This window comes from Paraburkholderia humisilvae, from assembly GCF_902859855.1.
Classification (GTDB): domain Bacteria; phylum Pseudomonadota; class Gammaproteobacteria; order Burkholderiales; family Burkholderiaceae; genus Paraburkholderia; species Paraburkholderia humisilvae.
This window is the reverse complement of the sequence record NZ_CADIKH010000018.1, coordinates 104,573-119,433: the sequence shown is the minus strand read 5'-3', so window position 1 is coordinate 119,433 and position 14,861 is coordinate 104,573. Positions and strand designations below refer to the sequence as shown.

Below are 14,861 nucleotides of genomic sequence, written 5' to 3'. Positions count from 1 at the left end.
TATCGAGTCGATTGACCCTAAAGGACATTTTTTGTTGACTTGATGAGTCAGGTTCGCTCATGTGAAGTATTGCTTCATGCCTCGCGGCAAGCCGGCTGGCAATGCATGCTGCGCGGCGCAAATCCGTTCGCCGCGTGCCACAAAGGGATACCTGGTCTGGTTCCTGGTATTGTCCGCGCGATCGGATGTATTTAACGTCGCGTGGTCAAGTCCACCCGCCAGCCGTTTCCTCGGACCACTCCTGACGGTAGGCATGGGCAAGCGAACGGAGGCGACACATTGAACAAGTACGAAACGTTGGCGCTCGGCAATACCGGGCAACTGCTGGAGAAATATGCACTGCTCGTCGAGGCCGCTTCGCAGAACATGTTGGCTCCGCCCAATCCAGCCAGCGTGACGCTGCAAAACGAATATGATCGCCTCGGTTTCACTACACCGTCATTGGTGATCGAATGGTGCAGGACAAGAACGGCGTGCACATCCTCATCACGAGTCGAAATCATACCGGTCACACGGAGGACCTCTTCGCCACGCTAAAGCGCAATCAGTTCGGGTCCGGTCCATACCGTCCGGCGGCAAACGTGAAGGGTATCGCCGTCGGTTCGCGCGACGCGAGTGGCTGGACATTCCACTATCAGGTTTGGGCCCAATTGCTGTTCGATGTCTACTCGATACTGGACGGCGACCCAAGCACCTCGCTACGCGTCGACAATCCGCGAGGTAGCCCGGATTTCGAGGGTAGAGTGATCCTGGATCACGGCGAATTGTGGCCCAATGAGACACACCACGCGTGGTAACCGATTGCCATGCGCGTATTCGACGAACGGGACTCGTCGCGCTAGCCGATGCCTGCGATGTCCCCGCTTAGCGTGGCCAGACCACCGCTCTCGGCCGCGGTCGCCTCCTACCGGCATCCATTATTCCCGGCAGGCACGCTAAGCCGACTCCAGCTTAAACACCGCGACCGCGTTACCCAGAACCACGGCCTGTTCTTCGAGCGAACGGGCCGCTGCGGTCGCCTGTTCGACGAGCGCCGCGTTCTGCTGCGTGGTCGAGTCCATCTGCATCACCGCGCGGTTGATGTCTTCGATGCCAGCGCTTTGCTCCTGAGCCGCCGCGAAGATCTCGGTCATGTAATCGCTGACCGTCTTCACGGAAGACACAATGTCGGTCATCGTGTGGCCCGCCCGGTCGGCCAGCGACGAGCCCTCGTCAATCTTTTCAACCGTGTCAACGATCAGCTGTTTGATTTCCTTCGCCGCGCTGGCGCTGCGCTGAGCCAGACTGCGGACCTCGCTTGCGACTACGGCAAAGCCTCGCCCCAGTTCGCCGGCTCGCGCGGCCTCGACCGCGGCGTTCAACGCGAGGATGTTGGTCTGGAATGCGATGCTGTCGATCAGGCCGACGATTTCCGCGATCTTCGACGAATGCGCTGAAATGCCCTGCATGGTCCTCACCACGTCGCTCACTACCTGCCCCCCCAGGGCCGCTGTCTCGGATGCGCGCAACGCCTGCCTGTTCGCCTGATCCGCATTGTCCGCATTGCGCTTCACGGTCGAAGTCAACTCCTCCATGCTCGCAGCCGTACGCTCGAGCGAGACCGCCTGCTGTTCGGTGCGGCGCGACAGATCGGCGCTGCCTGTCGCGATTTCCTGTGCGCCGCCGTTGATCGATTCGGTGCTCGCCCGCACGCTTCGCACCGTGTCAGCGAGCGCGTCCTGCATGGTCTTCAAATCAGCCAGCAGCGCCCCCATCTCGTTGCGGCGCTCGATCACGACGTCGGCGCGAAGATCGCCCGAAGCGATGCGTCGCAGATGGGTCATCAACTGCGCGACGGGACGTGCGACGACCCCGATGAGCATCGCACGAGCGAGAAAACTTATGACGAGCGCGAGCGCCGACACGCCGGCGAGCGCCGCAACCATGAACCTGAAGCGCGCCTGCGCATCGGCATAACGCGATTTCTGCGTGTCGATAACCGCGTTCGCGCGCGCAGTCATTGCAGTCTGATAGGCGTTCGCCAGCGCTTGTGTGTTTTTACCCTGCAGATCCTTGAAGCCACTGAAATTCATTTCGTTTAACGCAGCGAGCGACGGCAGCACCGCGTCTTTGATAAAAGACATGCGTTTCTGTTTCAGCTCGGTCACCGCCGCCAGGGACTCGGCATTCTGCGGTTGAAGCGCGAGGTAATTGTCGAAAGCGCGATCGGACTCGCCCAGGTCGCTACGTGCCGCGGCGAGCAGCTCCGGCTCAGGATCGCCCACGCCGTACAAGGCCATGTAACTGTCGAGAGACACGCGCGCATGCTGAAGCAGCTCGTCGCTCGACTTCAAACTGATCAGGGCGGTCGTGTCGTTCTCATACATCTCGCGCAGCGCATCGTTGCTTTGCTTCAGCGCGCCGACGCCGGCCGCGCTCGCCACCGCCAGAATGACGAAGAACACTGCGATCACGAGCGTAATGCTCGCTCGAATGCTGATGTTCCGTAGCATGCAAGCCCCCCTTTTAATTTATCGTTCTACGATGCGGCGTCGCGAGTTGCTCGACTCGTCGCACTTTCTTTATCACTTGCGTCACGCACAGGCGGAAGGACAACGCGACGGGCATGCGTTGCGTGGCCTCGGTGCGCGCCTGTGATGTCGTTGCACGATCGCCGGCGCGCGGGCTCTGTTCGACCCTACGACGCCCAGCTTCCCCATCGTGGACGCCGGATCATAGCTCGGCGTATTGGCGAACTCCAGATTCGCGCACGCTGTCCACATATTCGGACACTTGCCGCAACCAGGGACGCGAGGATGGCCAACCGCGCACCGGCTCCGGTTGTATTGCCCGGATAGCGGCAGGTTTCGGACCGTGTCGACGACCTGACTCCGCGGGCGGCAACCGAAGCTTCGAGCAAACCGTCACCTCATTTGCCCGAACGCGACACATGGCCGATATGCGCGCGCACGAAGCATCCGGCGCGGTCGGCAGGCGAAGCCTGGCTCGAAAACGAGAAAACAAAAACGAAAGCCTCGGAGCCGTTCGAAAAATCGCTTGATGGCCTGCTCGTCGCGACATCGAAAGCTATTAGAAATACATATTCGAGCCGGAATCCTTCGGGAGAACCTTAACTTTTCTCACGCAAAGAGCGATCGCTCCCATCCAGCAAATATTTGTCATATTACAAATGCAAACTTCGTGTTTTACATTTTTAAAACAGAAAAACATGAAATGTCAGAAAAACGTGTCGCCCGGCACACCCTTCTTTCAATCTTTACCGCAATCCCTCCGTCGTTCCCGCGGCAGTCAGCCGCGCATTCATGTTCGATAACCCACCCCAGCCACATGAAGAAAAACCACTCCATGACGCTTTCCCGAACCGGCATTTCGTGCCTACTGGTCGCGCTGTTCAGCAGCGTGGCCCTGAGCGGATGCGGAGGCAGTGACGATCCCGCCACGCCAGCGCCGACCCAAACGCCCTCCGCGCTGAACACACTCGACGGCAACACGCCGCTCGTGATCGGCCATCGCGGCTTGCCCGGCCTCTATCCGGAGGAAACGCAAGTTTCGTACGAAGCGGCAGCCGACGCCGGCGCCGACTCGCTCGAGGAAGACCTGCACCTGAGCAAGGACTGCGTGCTCGTCGCGCGTCACAACCCGTGGCTTAGCGACAACACGAACGTCGCCGACGTCGCGAAGACCAACGCCGACGTCGCCTCGCGCAAGCGCACCGTGCCCGGCGTGCGCGTGCCGGTCAAGTGGACCACCACACCGACCACCGGCCCCGCCTCCTACCTGAGCGACCTGACCGACCCGGCCGATCCGAAATCGGTGTTGAAATCGCTGATCGTCGATGGCGAGGACCATACCAACGACTGGTCGATCACCGACTTCACGGTGGCCGAGCTCAAGCAATGGATCCGCGGCACCACGTTCGATGCGAAGGACGTGCGCCCGACCGCGCTGAACGGCCAGTTCCCGGTCCTGACGATGCAGGAGGTCTACGACATCGCACGCGCGAAGTCCGTTGTCACGGGCAAGCCGTTCACGATCTATCCGGAAGCGAAGAACCCCTACTGGAACAATCAGCAGGCAATCGCCAACGGCTGCGGTGCGGCCGGCACGCATCCGTTCGAAGACGCGATCGTCAAGTTCCTCAACGACAACAACCTCAACACGCGCACCGCGCCGGTGTTCGTGCAGAGCTTCGACCCGGCGAGCCTGAAGTACATGCGCGCCCAAGGCGTGCAAGCGCGGATGGTGCAGCTGATCGACGGCAACGCCGTCAACTACCAGACGGGCGAGATGATCTACCAGACCAACGACGACTACGCGTTCGTCGACGGCCGGCCGTACAGCTGGACCGTAAACGGCGACCCGCGCTGGTTCGGTGACCTGCTCACCCCGGCCGGTCTCGCCGACGTGAAGACCTATGCCGATGGTATCGGTCCGTGGAAGCCGCAAGTGTTCGCGTGGAAGGTCACGCCGTGGAAGGACACGAACGCCGACGGCACGCCTTTCGCGCCGGCGCTGAGCGACGTGAACTCGGTCGAGCCGACCAGCCTGATCGCCGACGCGCACAAGGCCGGCCTGTTCGTGCACGCGTACACCTTCCGCAACGAACCGCGCTATCTGCCCGGCAAGTACAAGGGTGACCCGGTCGGCGAATATCTCGATGCCTACCGCGCCGGCATCGACGGCGTGTTCTCCGACTTCGCGAACACGGCCGTCGCCGCGCGCGCGCAGTACCTGAAGGAAACGGGCCGCTAACCCGCACATTCGATCCGCTTCCCGGTCGGCATGTCCGCATGGTCATGCCGACCGGTTTACCCTGCACGCGACAGCTTCGCGCGACCGGTTCGGATTCAAAATCAGTCACACACCTGCGGATAGATGACGACCGCCAATAACGCCGTCACAAAGCCATTGATGACTGACGGCAAGACAAAAATTGCAAGGCTGACTGCTTCGCTTTCTTAAACCTTTCATCGCAATGACAACTCTGTCAGCGCGATGCACGTGATCCAGCAAGAATCCCCGGCGTCTGTAACAATTGCGAATCCGCGCCAGCCCGGCCGTTCGCGCCGGTTTGCCGCACTTCGCCCATTCATGCAGAGCCCCGGTTTTGTCAGAACACCGCCCCACCTCCGATCCCACCCGCGTCGCCGATGTACCGATGTCCTCCGGCCACCGCTTCGCGCTGGTGGCGATCATGTTGTCCGTCGCGCTCGCGTCGATCGACACCGCCATCGCGAACACCGCCCTTCCTGCCATCGGCGCCGATCTGCACGCGAAGCCGGCGGCATCGGTGTGGATCATCAATGCGTACCAGCTCGCGATGGTGTCGACGCTGCTGCCGCTCGCGGCGCTCGGCGACATCATCGGCCATCGGCGCGTCTATATCAGCGGGATTGCGCTGTTTACCGCGGCTTCGCTAGCGTGCGCGATGTCGCCCAACCTGCCGCTGCTGGCGATCTCCCGCGTCGCGCAGGGCGTTGGCGGAGCGGCAATCATGGGCGTCAATTCGGCGATCATCCAGAGCCTCTACCCGCCGCATCGGCTCGGACGCGGCCTCGGGCTCAACGCACTCGTCGTCGGCACTGCGTTCGCCGCCGGCCCGACCGTCGCCTCGCTGATTCTGTCAGTCGCGAACTGGCCGTGGCTGTTCGCGGTCAACGTGCCGCTCGGCATTCTGGCGATTTCGTTCGCGCTGCCCGCGTTGCCGCATACCCCGCGCGGCAAGCATCATTTCGACCGGGTCGCGGCGATCCTCAACGTGATCATGTTCGCCGCGCTGATCTTCGCGCTCGCGGAAGCTGCCCAGCGCGCGCCGACGCAGATCGTGCTGGTCGCCGCGGCCATCGCGCTGGTGTTCGGTGTGCTGATGGTCAAGCGTGAGGCGGGACATCCGGCGCCCATGCTGCCGGTCGATCTGTTCAAGCTGCCCGTGTTCACGTTGTCGGCGGTGACGGCGGTCTGTTCGTTCGCGGCGCAAGGACTTGCGTTCGTGTCGCTGCCGTTCTATTTCGAAACCGTCCTGCAGCGCAGCCAGGTTGAAACAGGCTTTCTGATGACGCCATGGTCGGTGGTAGTCGCGCTCGCGGCGCCGTTCGCGGGCCGGCTGTCCGACCGCTACCCGCCAGGTCTGCTCGGCGGGATCGGTCTTGCGGTGCTCTGCGTGGGGATGATTTCGCTCGCGCTGCTGCCGCCCCATCCGTCGGTGGTCGACATCACGCTCAGAATGTCGTTGTGCGGCGCGGGCTTCGGCTTCTTCCAGTCGCCGAATCTGAAAGCGATCATGGCGAGCGCGCCGCGTGAACGCAGTGGCGGCGCGAGCGGCATCATCGCGACCGCGCGTCTGCTCGGGCAAACCACCGGCGCCGCGCTGGTCGCGCTGAGCTTCGGCATTGCCGGCCGTCACGGGCCGACGCTGGCACTGGTGACCGGCGCGGTATTCGCGGGCGCCGCCAGCATCGTGAGCGGCCTGCGCCTGCTTGCGCCATCACATCGCGCGGCGCGGCGCGGAGGTAGTGACCCGGGCACTGACCCCGGCAGTGCCCCGCAAGCGCCGGCCGCGGGGACGAAACCGCTGAGTCAACGGGCGAAGTAGCCCTTGACGGCTGCGATGAATGTGTCGATGTCGGCACGCGAAACATCCATGTGCGTGACGAAGCGCGACGCGTACAGCATTTGGGTGAGGATGCCGCGCTCTTTCAGCCACGCTTCGAGCGGCGCGCAGTGCGCTTGCGGCACTTGCGCGAACACCATATTGGTCGCCTGCGATTGCACCTTCAGCCCGGCGATCTGTGCCAGCCCGGCGGCCAGATGGGCGGCGTTGTCGTGATCTTCGGCAAGGCGCTCGACGTTGTGCTCGAGCGCATACAGGCACGCCGCCGCCAGCACGCCCGCTTGCCGCATGCCGCCGCCGAGCACCTTGCGCCAGCGATGCGCGCTCTCGAGCAACGCCTTGCTGCCGACCAGCACTGAACCCACCGGCGCACCGAGTCCTTTCGAAAAGCAGATCGACACCGAGTCGAATGGCGCGCACAGCGCCGCAACCGGCTGACGCGACGCGACCGCCGCATTGCAGACGCGCGCACCGTCCAGATGGGTCGCAAGACAGCGCTCGCGCGCGAACTGCGTCGCCTCCGCGACGTACCCCGCGAGCAGCACCTTGCCGCCGATGGTGTTCTCCAACGCGAGCAGACGCGTGCGCGCGAAGTGATCGTCGATCGGCTTGATTGCCGCGGCGATCTTGTCGAGCGGCAGCGAACCATCGAGCGCATTCTCGATCGGCTGCGGCTGGATACTGCCCAGCACGGCCGCGCCACCGCCTTCGTACTTGTACGTGTGAGCGGCCTGCCCAACGATGTATTCGTCGCCGCGCGCGCAATGCGCCATCAGCGCCGCGAGATTACTTTGCGTCCCACTCGGAAAAAACAGACCCGCCTCCTTGCCGGCGCGCTCCGCGACCGTCGCCTGCAAACGCAGGACGGTCGGGTCATCGCCCCACACGTCGTCGCCGACATCGGCAGACGCCATCGCGGCGAGCATGGCCTTGCTCGGCCGGGTAACGGTATCGCTGCGCAAATCGATCATGAGCACTTCCTGTAAGGATGGCGGGGAACGCGTCGCGCACCGGGCGCCGCGAACGTGAGTGATTGAACCCGCGAGTGTATCAACTCCTGGCGACACGAGCCGCACGCAAACGCGGCGCCATCGCGCGATGACCGCCGTCTAGCGCGGCAACCATGCGAGCGGATCGGCCGGGTGGCCGTCCTGGCGCACCTCGAACTGGATCGACCCGACGCCGTTGCTGTCCTGGCCAACCTCGCCGACCGGCTCCCCCTGCGTGACCGCCTGGCCTTCCTGCACGAGCAGCTTGCTGTTCTGGCCGTAGGCGGTGATCAGCGAATCGCTGTGCTTGATGATGACGAGCGGGCCGTAAGCGGGAATACCCGCGCCCGCGTAAACGACGCGGCCCGCCGCCGCCGCACGGACGGGCTCGCCGACGCGCCCGCCGATCACGATGCCATTTGTCTTGCCCGGTACGAAGGTCTTCAGTATCGGTCCGCGCAGCGGCCACGCAAGCACGCCGGGCTGTACCGCAGCCGTTGATGGAGGCTGCGGCGCACCAGGGGCCGGCGTCGCCGTCGCGCCCGGCGTAAGCGACGGCGGCGCGACTCGCAGCACCTGCCCGGTTGCGATGGGCGTGCCTGGGCTCAATCCATTCCAGACCGCGATATCCTGCGCGCGCTGGCCGAAGGCGCCCGCGATGCTCTGCAGCGTGTCCCCCGGGTTCACGCGATAGAAGCCCGCCGGCACGCCGTTAGCCGCGGCGCCGCCCGTTGCACGCGTGCCGATCGTGGTGGGCGGCGGAGGATTGTTCTCCCACGGCGGCGTGAACGCGCATGCGCTCAGCATCGTCGCAACCGAAAGGTAAACCCAGGCTTGCGTTTGTGCGGTATGCCACTTACCGGTCATCTTGCGATCCTCGACGCGGTCCGAAGTTGAAGAACCATTATGCCGTTGCTCGACAGCCGCCGTCACGCGCGAACGCACGTCCATCGCTCACTTTATCGGCGCTTGCGTGCGCGCTTTTCGGATACCGCCCGGATGTCTCTCGTGCGCATTTTCACGGGTCCCGTATACATCGAACGGGAGGTCTCTCACTCATCGAGCGATCCCCCACACACATCGTTGGCATTGCAGATTGATTGGGCAACGCGTGCATCGGCCGCTTTTATCCGCTACACGCTGCCTTCCGATTCGACGACGAGAATACGAGCTTCGCCGACCGGATGCGCGACGTGCTCGGTACCCACCGATGCATGAAACACGTCCCCCGTTTCGAGGATTGTTGAGTGTTCGATGCCGTTTTCGCGGTAACGCATCTCCACACGCCCGTCGAGCACCGCAAACACTTCTTCGCCGTCATTGATATGCCACCTGTATGGCTGGTTGGTCCAGTGCACGCGCGTCGTAATGCCACGCATGTTCGCGATATCGAGTGCACCCCAAGGGCATTCGGCGGTAAAGCTGCGGCTGCGAATGATTTTCATGGTTGCCAGGACGGACAGTGAACCGACAGTGAAGTCGCAGGGTGAATCATTATAGGGCCGCAAGCCCCCGCCCGCGCGCCGCGCGCGGATTCGTGCGACCATTGCTTCCACACGCTGCTCGCCTATACTGGTTCAAGCTGACGCAATGCACAGCGGGCAAGCGAGCCGCCGCGATGTCCTGTCCATGAGGAGTTCGAGCATGAACAAAGCCATGTTTCTGGCCGTGCAGCTCAGCGTCGACGAAGTTGCGTCGTCGCGCAGTCTCGTTGAACTGCTGAATACGCATCTCGTGTTCGCAGCGGACGTGGCCGAAGCCGCGGACGCGCTCGTACAGCTTGCCAGCATCGCCGGCCTGTCGAGCGGGGTCGAAGCAACCGTCGAGATTCCGGCACTGGCCATCGAACGTCTACGCGATGCGCTCGATACGCTAAGCGGCTATGACGAATCGTGGCTCTTCGCGCTCGAGCCGAGCCACGCGCTCTTCGATGAAATCACGCGCCCGCAGCGCACGCTGCATTAGCCTAAATTACGGGGAACGTCTACTTACGTTGCGACGACAACCAGATAGTTAGCTATCCGCATGAATCTGGAGGTGCTGCCATGAAGATTCTGCCCAACCGCCGCCGCACGATGCCGACCGATGGCATCGCACATCTGGTCCGCCTCGATCGGCACGAACCTTCGTCACCCGGCACGAGCGTCGATGGCGCCACACACGATGCAACATCCGTCTCGCCCGGGCTGCCGGTCGAACGCGCGGTGCGGCCCGTCGCGACGCTGCATCCGATGCCCTCGCAATCGAATGGCCGCGCCGCGCATTTCGCGGACCCGGCGGACATCGAGTGGATGGTGGGAGAAGGCGCGCTCGCGCCGTTTCGCGTATTTCGCGCGTTCGACTACTCGGTGAGTCTGCTGTTTCACGCGAAGGAGTTGAAGTACTACGTTGCGCTGTATCAGGACGGTACGCCATGGCGTGCGTTGAGGGTGAACGATCTCGATGCGGCGCAGGGCATCTTCCACCAGTTCGAACTGCAAGCGATGCGTCTCGCCGATGGGCAGACGCGTCGCGTGCAACTCGAAGCGCAGAACGAACAACTGATGAAGATCATCGCGCAATCGGAAGCGCAGGCCGAGCAATTGCGCAAGGCGCTGCAACGATCGGCCAATCAGGAACAGGCGGTGACGAGCCGTCAGCATCAGGTGCACAGGGAAGTCGCGCAACTGGAGGCACAGCGTGTCGCCGCGCAGGCGCAGTTGAACAAGGTCAGCCGGCAGATTCATCAACTCGATCTTGCCGCGCACGATGGCGTGCCGCATTTGACGAATCGTTAACGGGGTGCGCAGGGAAAGCGCAAAAAAGACGCCGGCCAGATCACCCTGGCCGGCGTCTTTCTGTTTCGGCCGGCGGCAAGGAACTGCCGCCGCGCTACGTCAATCAGTGCCCGAAAAACACCGACCGCGGGCCGCGTTCATCAGCCGCCGCGCGACCAGCCTCGGACGTCCCACCGACTTGCACGCCGTAACCGCTGGTGTCGCCTTGCGCGACTACTGCGTTCTGCGCCTTTTGCGCTTGCAGGCGCGCTTCCGCAGCCTGAATGTTGCGCGGGTATTCCTGACGGTCGCTCAGCGGGTCGTAGCCCGCCTTCTCGAGTTGCACCAGATCTTCCCGGACTTGTGCGCGGGTGAGCGGCTGATTCGACTGCGATGCCTGCGCAAACGAAACCACCGGCGCGGCCAGCAGCGTAGCGACGAGAACCGCGGGAATGAACGTTTTCATGACGTATAACCTCCGAGATCTTGTTTTTGGGTTCGCCGGGAATCTGATGTTCGAGGCGTTGATGAAAGTCTACGGAAGGGTCAGATTAGGGTAAATACCTACCGTGGCGATACACCATTCCAATTCGCGCAATAATCTCGCGAAAGATCGCGAAATTATCGAATCCTATAGTTTGGGATGCAATAAAGCGCGCAAAAAAAGCGACGACGCCCAGTGACGCCGCCGCTCGCGTTCCGGTGAACGGGACCGGCCCGAACGCGTTTACGCCCAGTTCGCGTGGAAGCTGCCCGGTTTGTCGATGCGCTCGAACGTATGCGCGCCGAAGAAATCGCGCTGCGCCTGGACCAGGTTCGCCGGCAGCCGCGCGGAGCGATAGCCGTCGAAGTAAGCGATGGCCGACGCGAACGCCGGCACCGGCACGCCGGCGGCAATGGCCGCCGTCACCACCTCACGCAGCGCGCCCTGATAATTGGCCGCGATATCGCGGAAGTACGGATCGAGCAACAGGTTCGCCAACGCCTTGTCCTTCGTATAGGCGTCCGTGATCTTCTGCAGGAAGCGCGCACGAATGATGCAGCCGGCACGGAAAATCTTCGCGATCGTGCCGTAGTCGAGATCCCACTTGTACTCTTCCGATGCCGCACGCAGTTGCGAGAAGCCCTGCGCGTACGAAATCACCTTGCTGAAATACAGCGCGCGGCGCACCGCTTCGATGAACGCGTTGCGATCGCCGCTGAACGGCTTCGCCGCCGGCCCCTCGAGCACCTTGCTCGCGGCCACGCGCTGATCCTTTAGCGACGACAGCACGCGCGCGAACACCGATTCGGTAATCAGCGGCAGCGGCACGCCGATGTCCAGCGCGTTCTGGCTCGTCCACTTGCCGGTGCCCTTCTGCGCGGCGCGATCGAGAATGATATCGACGAGGTCCTTACCGGTTTCTTCGTCTTTCTTGCTGAAGATCTTCGACGTGATCTCCATCAGATAGCTGTCGAGCTCGCCCTTGTTCCACTCGGTGTAGACGCGGCCCAGTTCCTCGTTCGACAGGCCCAGCACCTGTTTGAGCACCGCATAGCTTTCGGCGATCAATTGCATGTCGCCGTATTCGATGCCGTTGTGCACCATTTTCACAAAATGCCCGGCGCCGTCCGGCCCCATGTACGCGACACACGGCTCGCCGTCATCCGGCGCCTTCGCGGCGATTTCGGTGAGGATCGGCGCGACGAGGTCATACGCATCGCGCTGGCCACCCGGCATGATCGATGGGCCTTTCAACGCACCTTCCTCGCCGCCCGACACACCGGTGCCAATGAAATGCAGCCCCGCTTTCGCGAGGTCCTGATTGCGGCGGATCGTGTCGGTGAAATGGGTGTTGCCGCCATCGATCAGAATGTCGCCTTTTTCCAGCAGCGGTTGCAGTGCCGCAATGGTCGCATCGGTCGCGGCGCCGGCCTTGACCATCAGCAAAATGCGCCGCGGCTTTTCGAGCGACGCGACGAATTCTTCCATCGTGAAAGTCGGCACCAGCTTGCGATCAGGAAACTCGGCGATCAGCTCGTCGGTTTTCTCGCGCGTCCGGTTGAATACGGAGACCGCGTGACCGCGGCTTTCGATGTTGAGCGCCAGATTACGGCCCATAACCGCTAGCCCTACGACGCCGATTGCCTGTTTGCCCATGTGAGTTCTCCAGATGTCCGAGTGACTGATGCCGCATAAACCCGCGTTGCCGTCGGCCCGCGCGGCGTCAAGGATGAAAGGATAAAAGAAACGGCGCAACCACGCTCAGATTGCCACTTCCAGCAGGGTGGAAGCCTGCGCGATGCGTGAGACCCGCGGCAAGCATCAGCGTTTCCGGAATACGAGGCTGAAGTTGTTAGCCGGCATCGCGATCGGCGCGTCGGACGCCAGGCCAGCCGCATCGGCAAGCTGCACGACCGCTTCCATGTTGCGTACCCCCCATGCGGGATTGCGGCCGCGCAACTGCTGGTCGAACGCTTCGTTGCTCGGCGCCGTATGCGCGCCGCCGCGCCGATACGGTCCGTACAGATACAGCACGCCGCCGCTCGTCAGCAGGCGCGCGGCGCCGTCGATCAGCGCCTCGGTGGCCGCCCACGGCGAAATATGGATCATGTTGATGGACACCAGCGCGTGCGCCGCATCGATGCCCCATGGTTTGCGGCAAACGTCGAGATCGAGCGGCGGCCGGATATTCGTCAGACCGGCGTGCGCGGTCCACGCGGCGATCGACGCGCGCGCGCCGGCGTCAGGATCGCTCGGTTGCCAGACGAGGCCGGGAAACGCTGCCGCGAAATGAATCGCATGCTGGCCGCTGCCGCTCGCGATTTCGAGCACGGTCCCGTGTTGCGGCATCACCTCGCGCAGTACCGCGAGGATCGGATCGCGATTGCGCTCGGCCGAAGGCGCGTGTTCGCGTGCATCCGGAGTCGAAGGGGTCGTCATGGGTGCCCTGATGGGTTGATTGATCAGTAGAGGCTCGTGCGAACTCGTTCGGCGAGATCGCGATCGTACGCGTCCGCGTCGAATGACGGGCCGTTGAGGCGGCGATGGATTGCGCCCGCCGTCGGTAGACGTGAACGCTCCACATGATGCGACGGTTCCCACAGCTTCGAACGGACCAACGCCTTCGAGCAGTGGTAGTAGACCGCGTCGATATCGACCAGCAGCACCGTACGCGGCCGCTTGCCGTCCACCGCGAAGCTGTCGAGCAACGCGGCGTCCGCACTGATGCGGCCACGGCCATTCACGCGCAGTGTCTCGCCGACGCCCGGCACGACAAACAGCAGGCCGACATGCGGATTGACGATGATGTTGCGCAGGCTGTCGATGCGGTTATTGCCGACGCGGTCTGGAAGCGCGAGCGTCCGTTCATCGACGATGCGCACGAAGCCCGGCGCATCGCCTCGCGGCGAACAGTCGAGCCCTTCGGGGCCGCTGGTTGCGAGCACAACGAGCGGCGCATGTTCGATGAACGCGCGATAGTCTTCATTGACGAACGTTATTTCCTTGCGCACCGAGCGTTCGTGCGGCACGCCGTACAGCGCTTCGAGTGCTTCGATCGTCGTCAGCGTCGGCATCGTGTGTCTCCGGGGTGTTGGCACTACGCACGCGATCGCGCAGCCGTACTGACGCGCGCCGCGGTTCAATCGGATCATTCGGCTGCGAGCCGTGCGGCCAGCGCGGTCAGCGTATCGGCGCACGGTGCCGACATTTTCAGCGACAGCATCGGGTCGGCACGCGTGCGGCTCAGATTGATGGCGGCAATCGGCTTGTTCATCTTGTGCGCCCAAACACAGAAGCGATAACCCGAATAAACCATCAGCGATGAACCGACCACCAGCAGCGCATCGGCTGCTTCGAGCGCGCGCGATGCCTCGTCGACGGTTTCGCGCGGCACATTCTCGCCGAAGAACACGACCGCCGGTTTCAGCAAGCCGCCGCACTGCGTGCACGCCGGCACACGAAACGTGTCGAGCGCGTGCCATTCGAGATGCGCATCGCCATCAGCGGCCGGCTCCGCCTGCGCTTGCAGCAGCGCCGGATTATCGGCTTCGAGCACGCGTTGAATCGAGGCGCGCGTGTGCCGCGCACCGCAATCGAGACAGGTCACCGCACCGATACTGCCATGCAGTTCGATCACGTTGGTGCTACCGGCACGCTGATGCAAGCCATCGACGTTCTGCGTGACCAGCGCGGCGACGTGCCCTGCGGCCTCTAGTCGCGCGAGCGCGCGGTGCGCGTCGTTCGGTTGCGCGTGCGCGACGACTGGCCAGCCGACCATGCTGCGCGCCCAATAGCGGCGCCGCGACGCCTGCGTGCCGAGAAACTCCTGCAGCGTGATGGGCGGCGAGCGCTTCCATTGCCCGTTTTCGTCGCGATAGCCGGGAATGCCGGAATCGGTGCTGATGCCCGCGCCGGTCAGCACGAACAGGCGCGGATAACGCGCAACGAAGTCGTGCAGCGCATGCAGCGTTGCGGGCTCGGTCAACGGGGCGGCGAGTTCAGTCATGAAGCGGGGTCATCGA

Annotated in this window: 15 protein-coding genes; 6 read left to right on the top strand and 9 right to left on the bottom strand. The window is 63.2% G+C overall.

Going from position 1 to position 14,861, the window contains the following annotated elements:
* The first annotated feature begins 279 nt into the window (after positions 1-279).
* Complete coding sequence (locus HV796_RS43410; protein WP_217477947.1) at positions 280-537, top strand: hypothetical protein; 258 nt, start codon at positions 280-282, stop codon at positions 535-537.
* Positions 538-581: 44 nt separating this feature from the next.
* Positions 582-797 (top strand): hypothetical protein, encoded by a 216-nt coding sequence (locus HV796_RS43405; protein WP_217477946.1) that lies wholly within the window; start codon positions 582-584, stop codon positions 795-797.
* A gap of 138 nt (positions 798-935) precedes the next feature.
* Here the strand turns inward: HV796_RS43405 and HV796_RS45410 are convergent, their stop codons facing one another.
* Positions 936-2,492, bottom strand: a complete 1,557-nt coding sequence (locus HV796_RS45410; protein WP_175228281.1) for a methyl-accepting chemotaxis protein — start codon at positions 2,490-2,492, stop codon at positions 936-938.
* A gap of 853 nt (positions 2,493-3,345) precedes the next feature.
* On the opposite strand from HV796_RS45410, the gene HV796_RS20250 reads away from it, so the two are divergent.
* Positions 3,346-4,752 (top strand): glycerophosphodiester phosphodiesterase family protein, encoded by a 1,407-nt coding sequence (locus HV796_RS20250; protein ID WP_175228280.1) that lies wholly within the window; start codon positions 3,346-3,348, stop codon positions 4,750-4,752.
* Positions 4,753-5,158: 406 nt separating this feature from the next.
* On the top strand, positions 5,159-6,592 hold the full coding sequence (locus HV796_RS20245) for an MFS transporter (RefSeq protein WP_175228279.1): 1,434 nt from the start codon (positions 5,159-5,161) through the stop codon (positions 6,590-6,592).
* Here HV796_RS20245 and ltaE read toward each other — a convergent pair.
* The 3 genes from ltaE to HV796_RS20230 all read right to left on the bottom strand — a co-directional run bounded on the left by ltaE (position 6,577) and on the right by HV796_RS20230 (position 9,044).
* Positions 6,577-7,581, bottom strand: coding sequence for a low-specificity L-threonine aldolase (gene ltaE / locus HV796_RS20240; protein ID WP_175228278.1), 1,005 nt, complete (start codon positions 7,579-7,581; stop codon positions 6,577-6,579). The genes HV796_RS20245 and ltaE overlap by 16 nt on opposite strands.
* Before the next feature lie 138 nt (positions 7,582-7,719).
* A complete protein-coding gene (locus HV796_RS20235; protein WP_175228277.1) occupies positions 7,720-8,466 on the bottom strand; it encodes a peptidoglycan DD-metalloendopeptidase family protein in 747 nt (248 codons plus the stop codon).
* Between the two features lie 266 nt (positions 8,467-8,732).
* Positions 8,733-9,044 carry a cupin domain-containing protein gene (locus HV796_RS20230; protein ID WP_175228276.1) on the bottom strand — a complete coding sequence of 104 codons (312 nt, stop codon included), beginning with the start codon at positions 9,042-9,044 and terminating at the stop codon, positions 8,733-8,735.
* A 199-nt stretch (positions 9,045-9,243) separates the two neighbouring features.
* Here HV796_RS20230 and HV796_RS20225 point away from each other — a divergent pair, with 199 nt between their 5' ends.
* Positions 9,244-9,564 (top strand): hypothetical protein, encoded by a 321-nt coding sequence (locus HV796_RS20225; RefSeq protein WP_175228275.1) that lies wholly within the window; start codon positions 9,244-9,246, stop codon positions 9,562-9,564.
* An 80-nt stretch (positions 9,565-9,644) separates the two neighbouring features.
* Positions 9,645-10,376: a DUF2968 domain-containing protein gene (locus tag HV796_RS20220; RefSeq protein ID WP_175228274.1), complete on the top strand. Its 732-nt coding sequence runs from the start codon at positions 9,645-9,647 to the stop codon at positions 10,374-10,376.
* A gap of 103 nt (positions 10,377-10,479) precedes the next feature.
* On the opposite strand, the gene HV796_RS20215 is transcribed toward HV796_RS20220, so the two are convergent.
* From HV796_RS20215 to HV796_RS20195, 5 genes are all read right to left on the bottom strand, one after another.
* Positions 10,480-10,821, bottom strand: a complete 342-nt coding sequence (locus tag HV796_RS20215; RefSeq protein ID WP_175228273.1) for a DUF4148 domain-containing protein — start codon at positions 10,819-10,821, stop codon at positions 10,480-10,482.
* A gap of 261 nt (positions 10,822-11,082) precedes the next feature.
* A complete protein-coding gene (gene gndA / locus HV796_RS20210; protein ID WP_175228272.1) occupies positions 11,083-12,495 on the bottom strand; it encodes an NADP-dependent phosphogluconate dehydrogenase in 1,413 nt (470 codons plus the stop codon).
* 165 nt (positions 12,496-12,660) lie between these two features.
* Positions 12,661-13,278, bottom strand: a complete 618-nt coding sequence (locus HV796_RS20205; protein ID WP_175228271.1) for a DUF938 domain-containing protein — start codon at positions 13,276-13,278, stop codon at positions 12,661-12,663.
* Positions 13,279-13,301: 23 nt separating this feature from the next.
* A complete protein-coding gene (locus tag HV796_RS20200; RefSeq protein ID WP_175228270.1) occupies positions 13,302-13,913 on the bottom strand; it encodes a pyridoxamine 5'-phosphate oxidase family protein in 612 nt (203 codons plus the stop codon).
* Positions 13,914-13,987: 74 nt separating this feature from the next.
* Positions 13,988-14,845, bottom strand: coding sequence for an NAD-dependent protein deacetylase (locus tag HV796_RS20195; protein ID WP_175228269.1), 858 nt, complete (start codon positions 14,843-14,845; stop codon positions 13,988-13,990).
* Between the last annotated feature and the right edge of the window lie 16 nt (positions 14,846-14,861).

Bases quoted from the DNA above. Each gene is read 5' to 3' on its own strand.
- HV796_RS45410 (WP_175228281.1), bottom strand. From the start codon at position 2,492: ATGCTACGGAACATCAGCATTCGAGCGAGCATTACGCTCGTGATCGCA.
- HV796_RS20250 (WP_175228280.1), top strand. From the start codon at position 3,346: ATGACGCTTTCCCGAACCGGCATTTCGTGCCTACTGGTCGCGCTGTTC.
- HV796_RS20245 (WP_175228279.1), top strand. From the start codon at position 5,159: ATGTCCTCCGGCCACCGCTTCGCGCTGGTGGCGATCATGTTGTCCGTC.
- ltaE (WP_175228278.1), bottom strand. From the start codon at position 7,581: ATGATCGATTTGCGCAGCGATACCGTTACCCGGCCGAGCAAGGCCATG.
- HV796_RS20235 (WP_175228277.1), bottom strand. From the start codon at position 8,466: ATGACCGGTAAGTGGCATACCGCACAAACGCAAGCCTGGGTTTACCTT.
- HV796_RS20230 (WP_175228276.1), bottom strand. From the start codon at position 9,044: ATGAAAATCATTCGCAGCCGCAGCTTTACCGCCGAATGCCCTTGGGGT.
- HV796_RS20225 (WP_175228275.1), top strand. From the start codon at position 9,244: ATGAACAAAGCCATGTTTCTGGCCGTGCAGCTCAGCGTCGACGAAGTT.
- HV796_RS20220 (WP_175228274.1), top strand. From the start codon at position 9,645: ATGAAGATTCTGCCCAACCGCCGCCGCACGATGCCGACCGATGGCATC.
- HV796_RS20215 (WP_175228273.1), bottom strand. From the start codon at position 10,821: ATGAAAACGTTCATTCCCGCGGTTCTCGTCGCTACGCTGCTGGCCGCG.
- gndA (WP_175228272.1), bottom strand. From the start codon at position 12,495: ATGGGCAAACAGGCAATCGGCGTCGTAGGGCTAGCGGTTATGGGCCGT.
- HV796_RS20205 (WP_175228271.1), bottom strand. From the start codon at position 13,278: ATGACGACCCCTTCGACTCCGGATGCACGCGAACACGCGCCTTCGGCC.
- HV796_RS20200 (WP_175228270.1), bottom strand. From the start codon at position 13,913: ATGCCGACGCTGACGACGATCGAAGCACTCGAAGCGCTGTACGGCGTG.
- HV796_RS20195 (WP_175228269.1), bottom strand. From the start codon at position 14,845: ATGACTGAACTCGCCGCCCCGTTGACCGAGCCCGCAACGCTGCATGCG.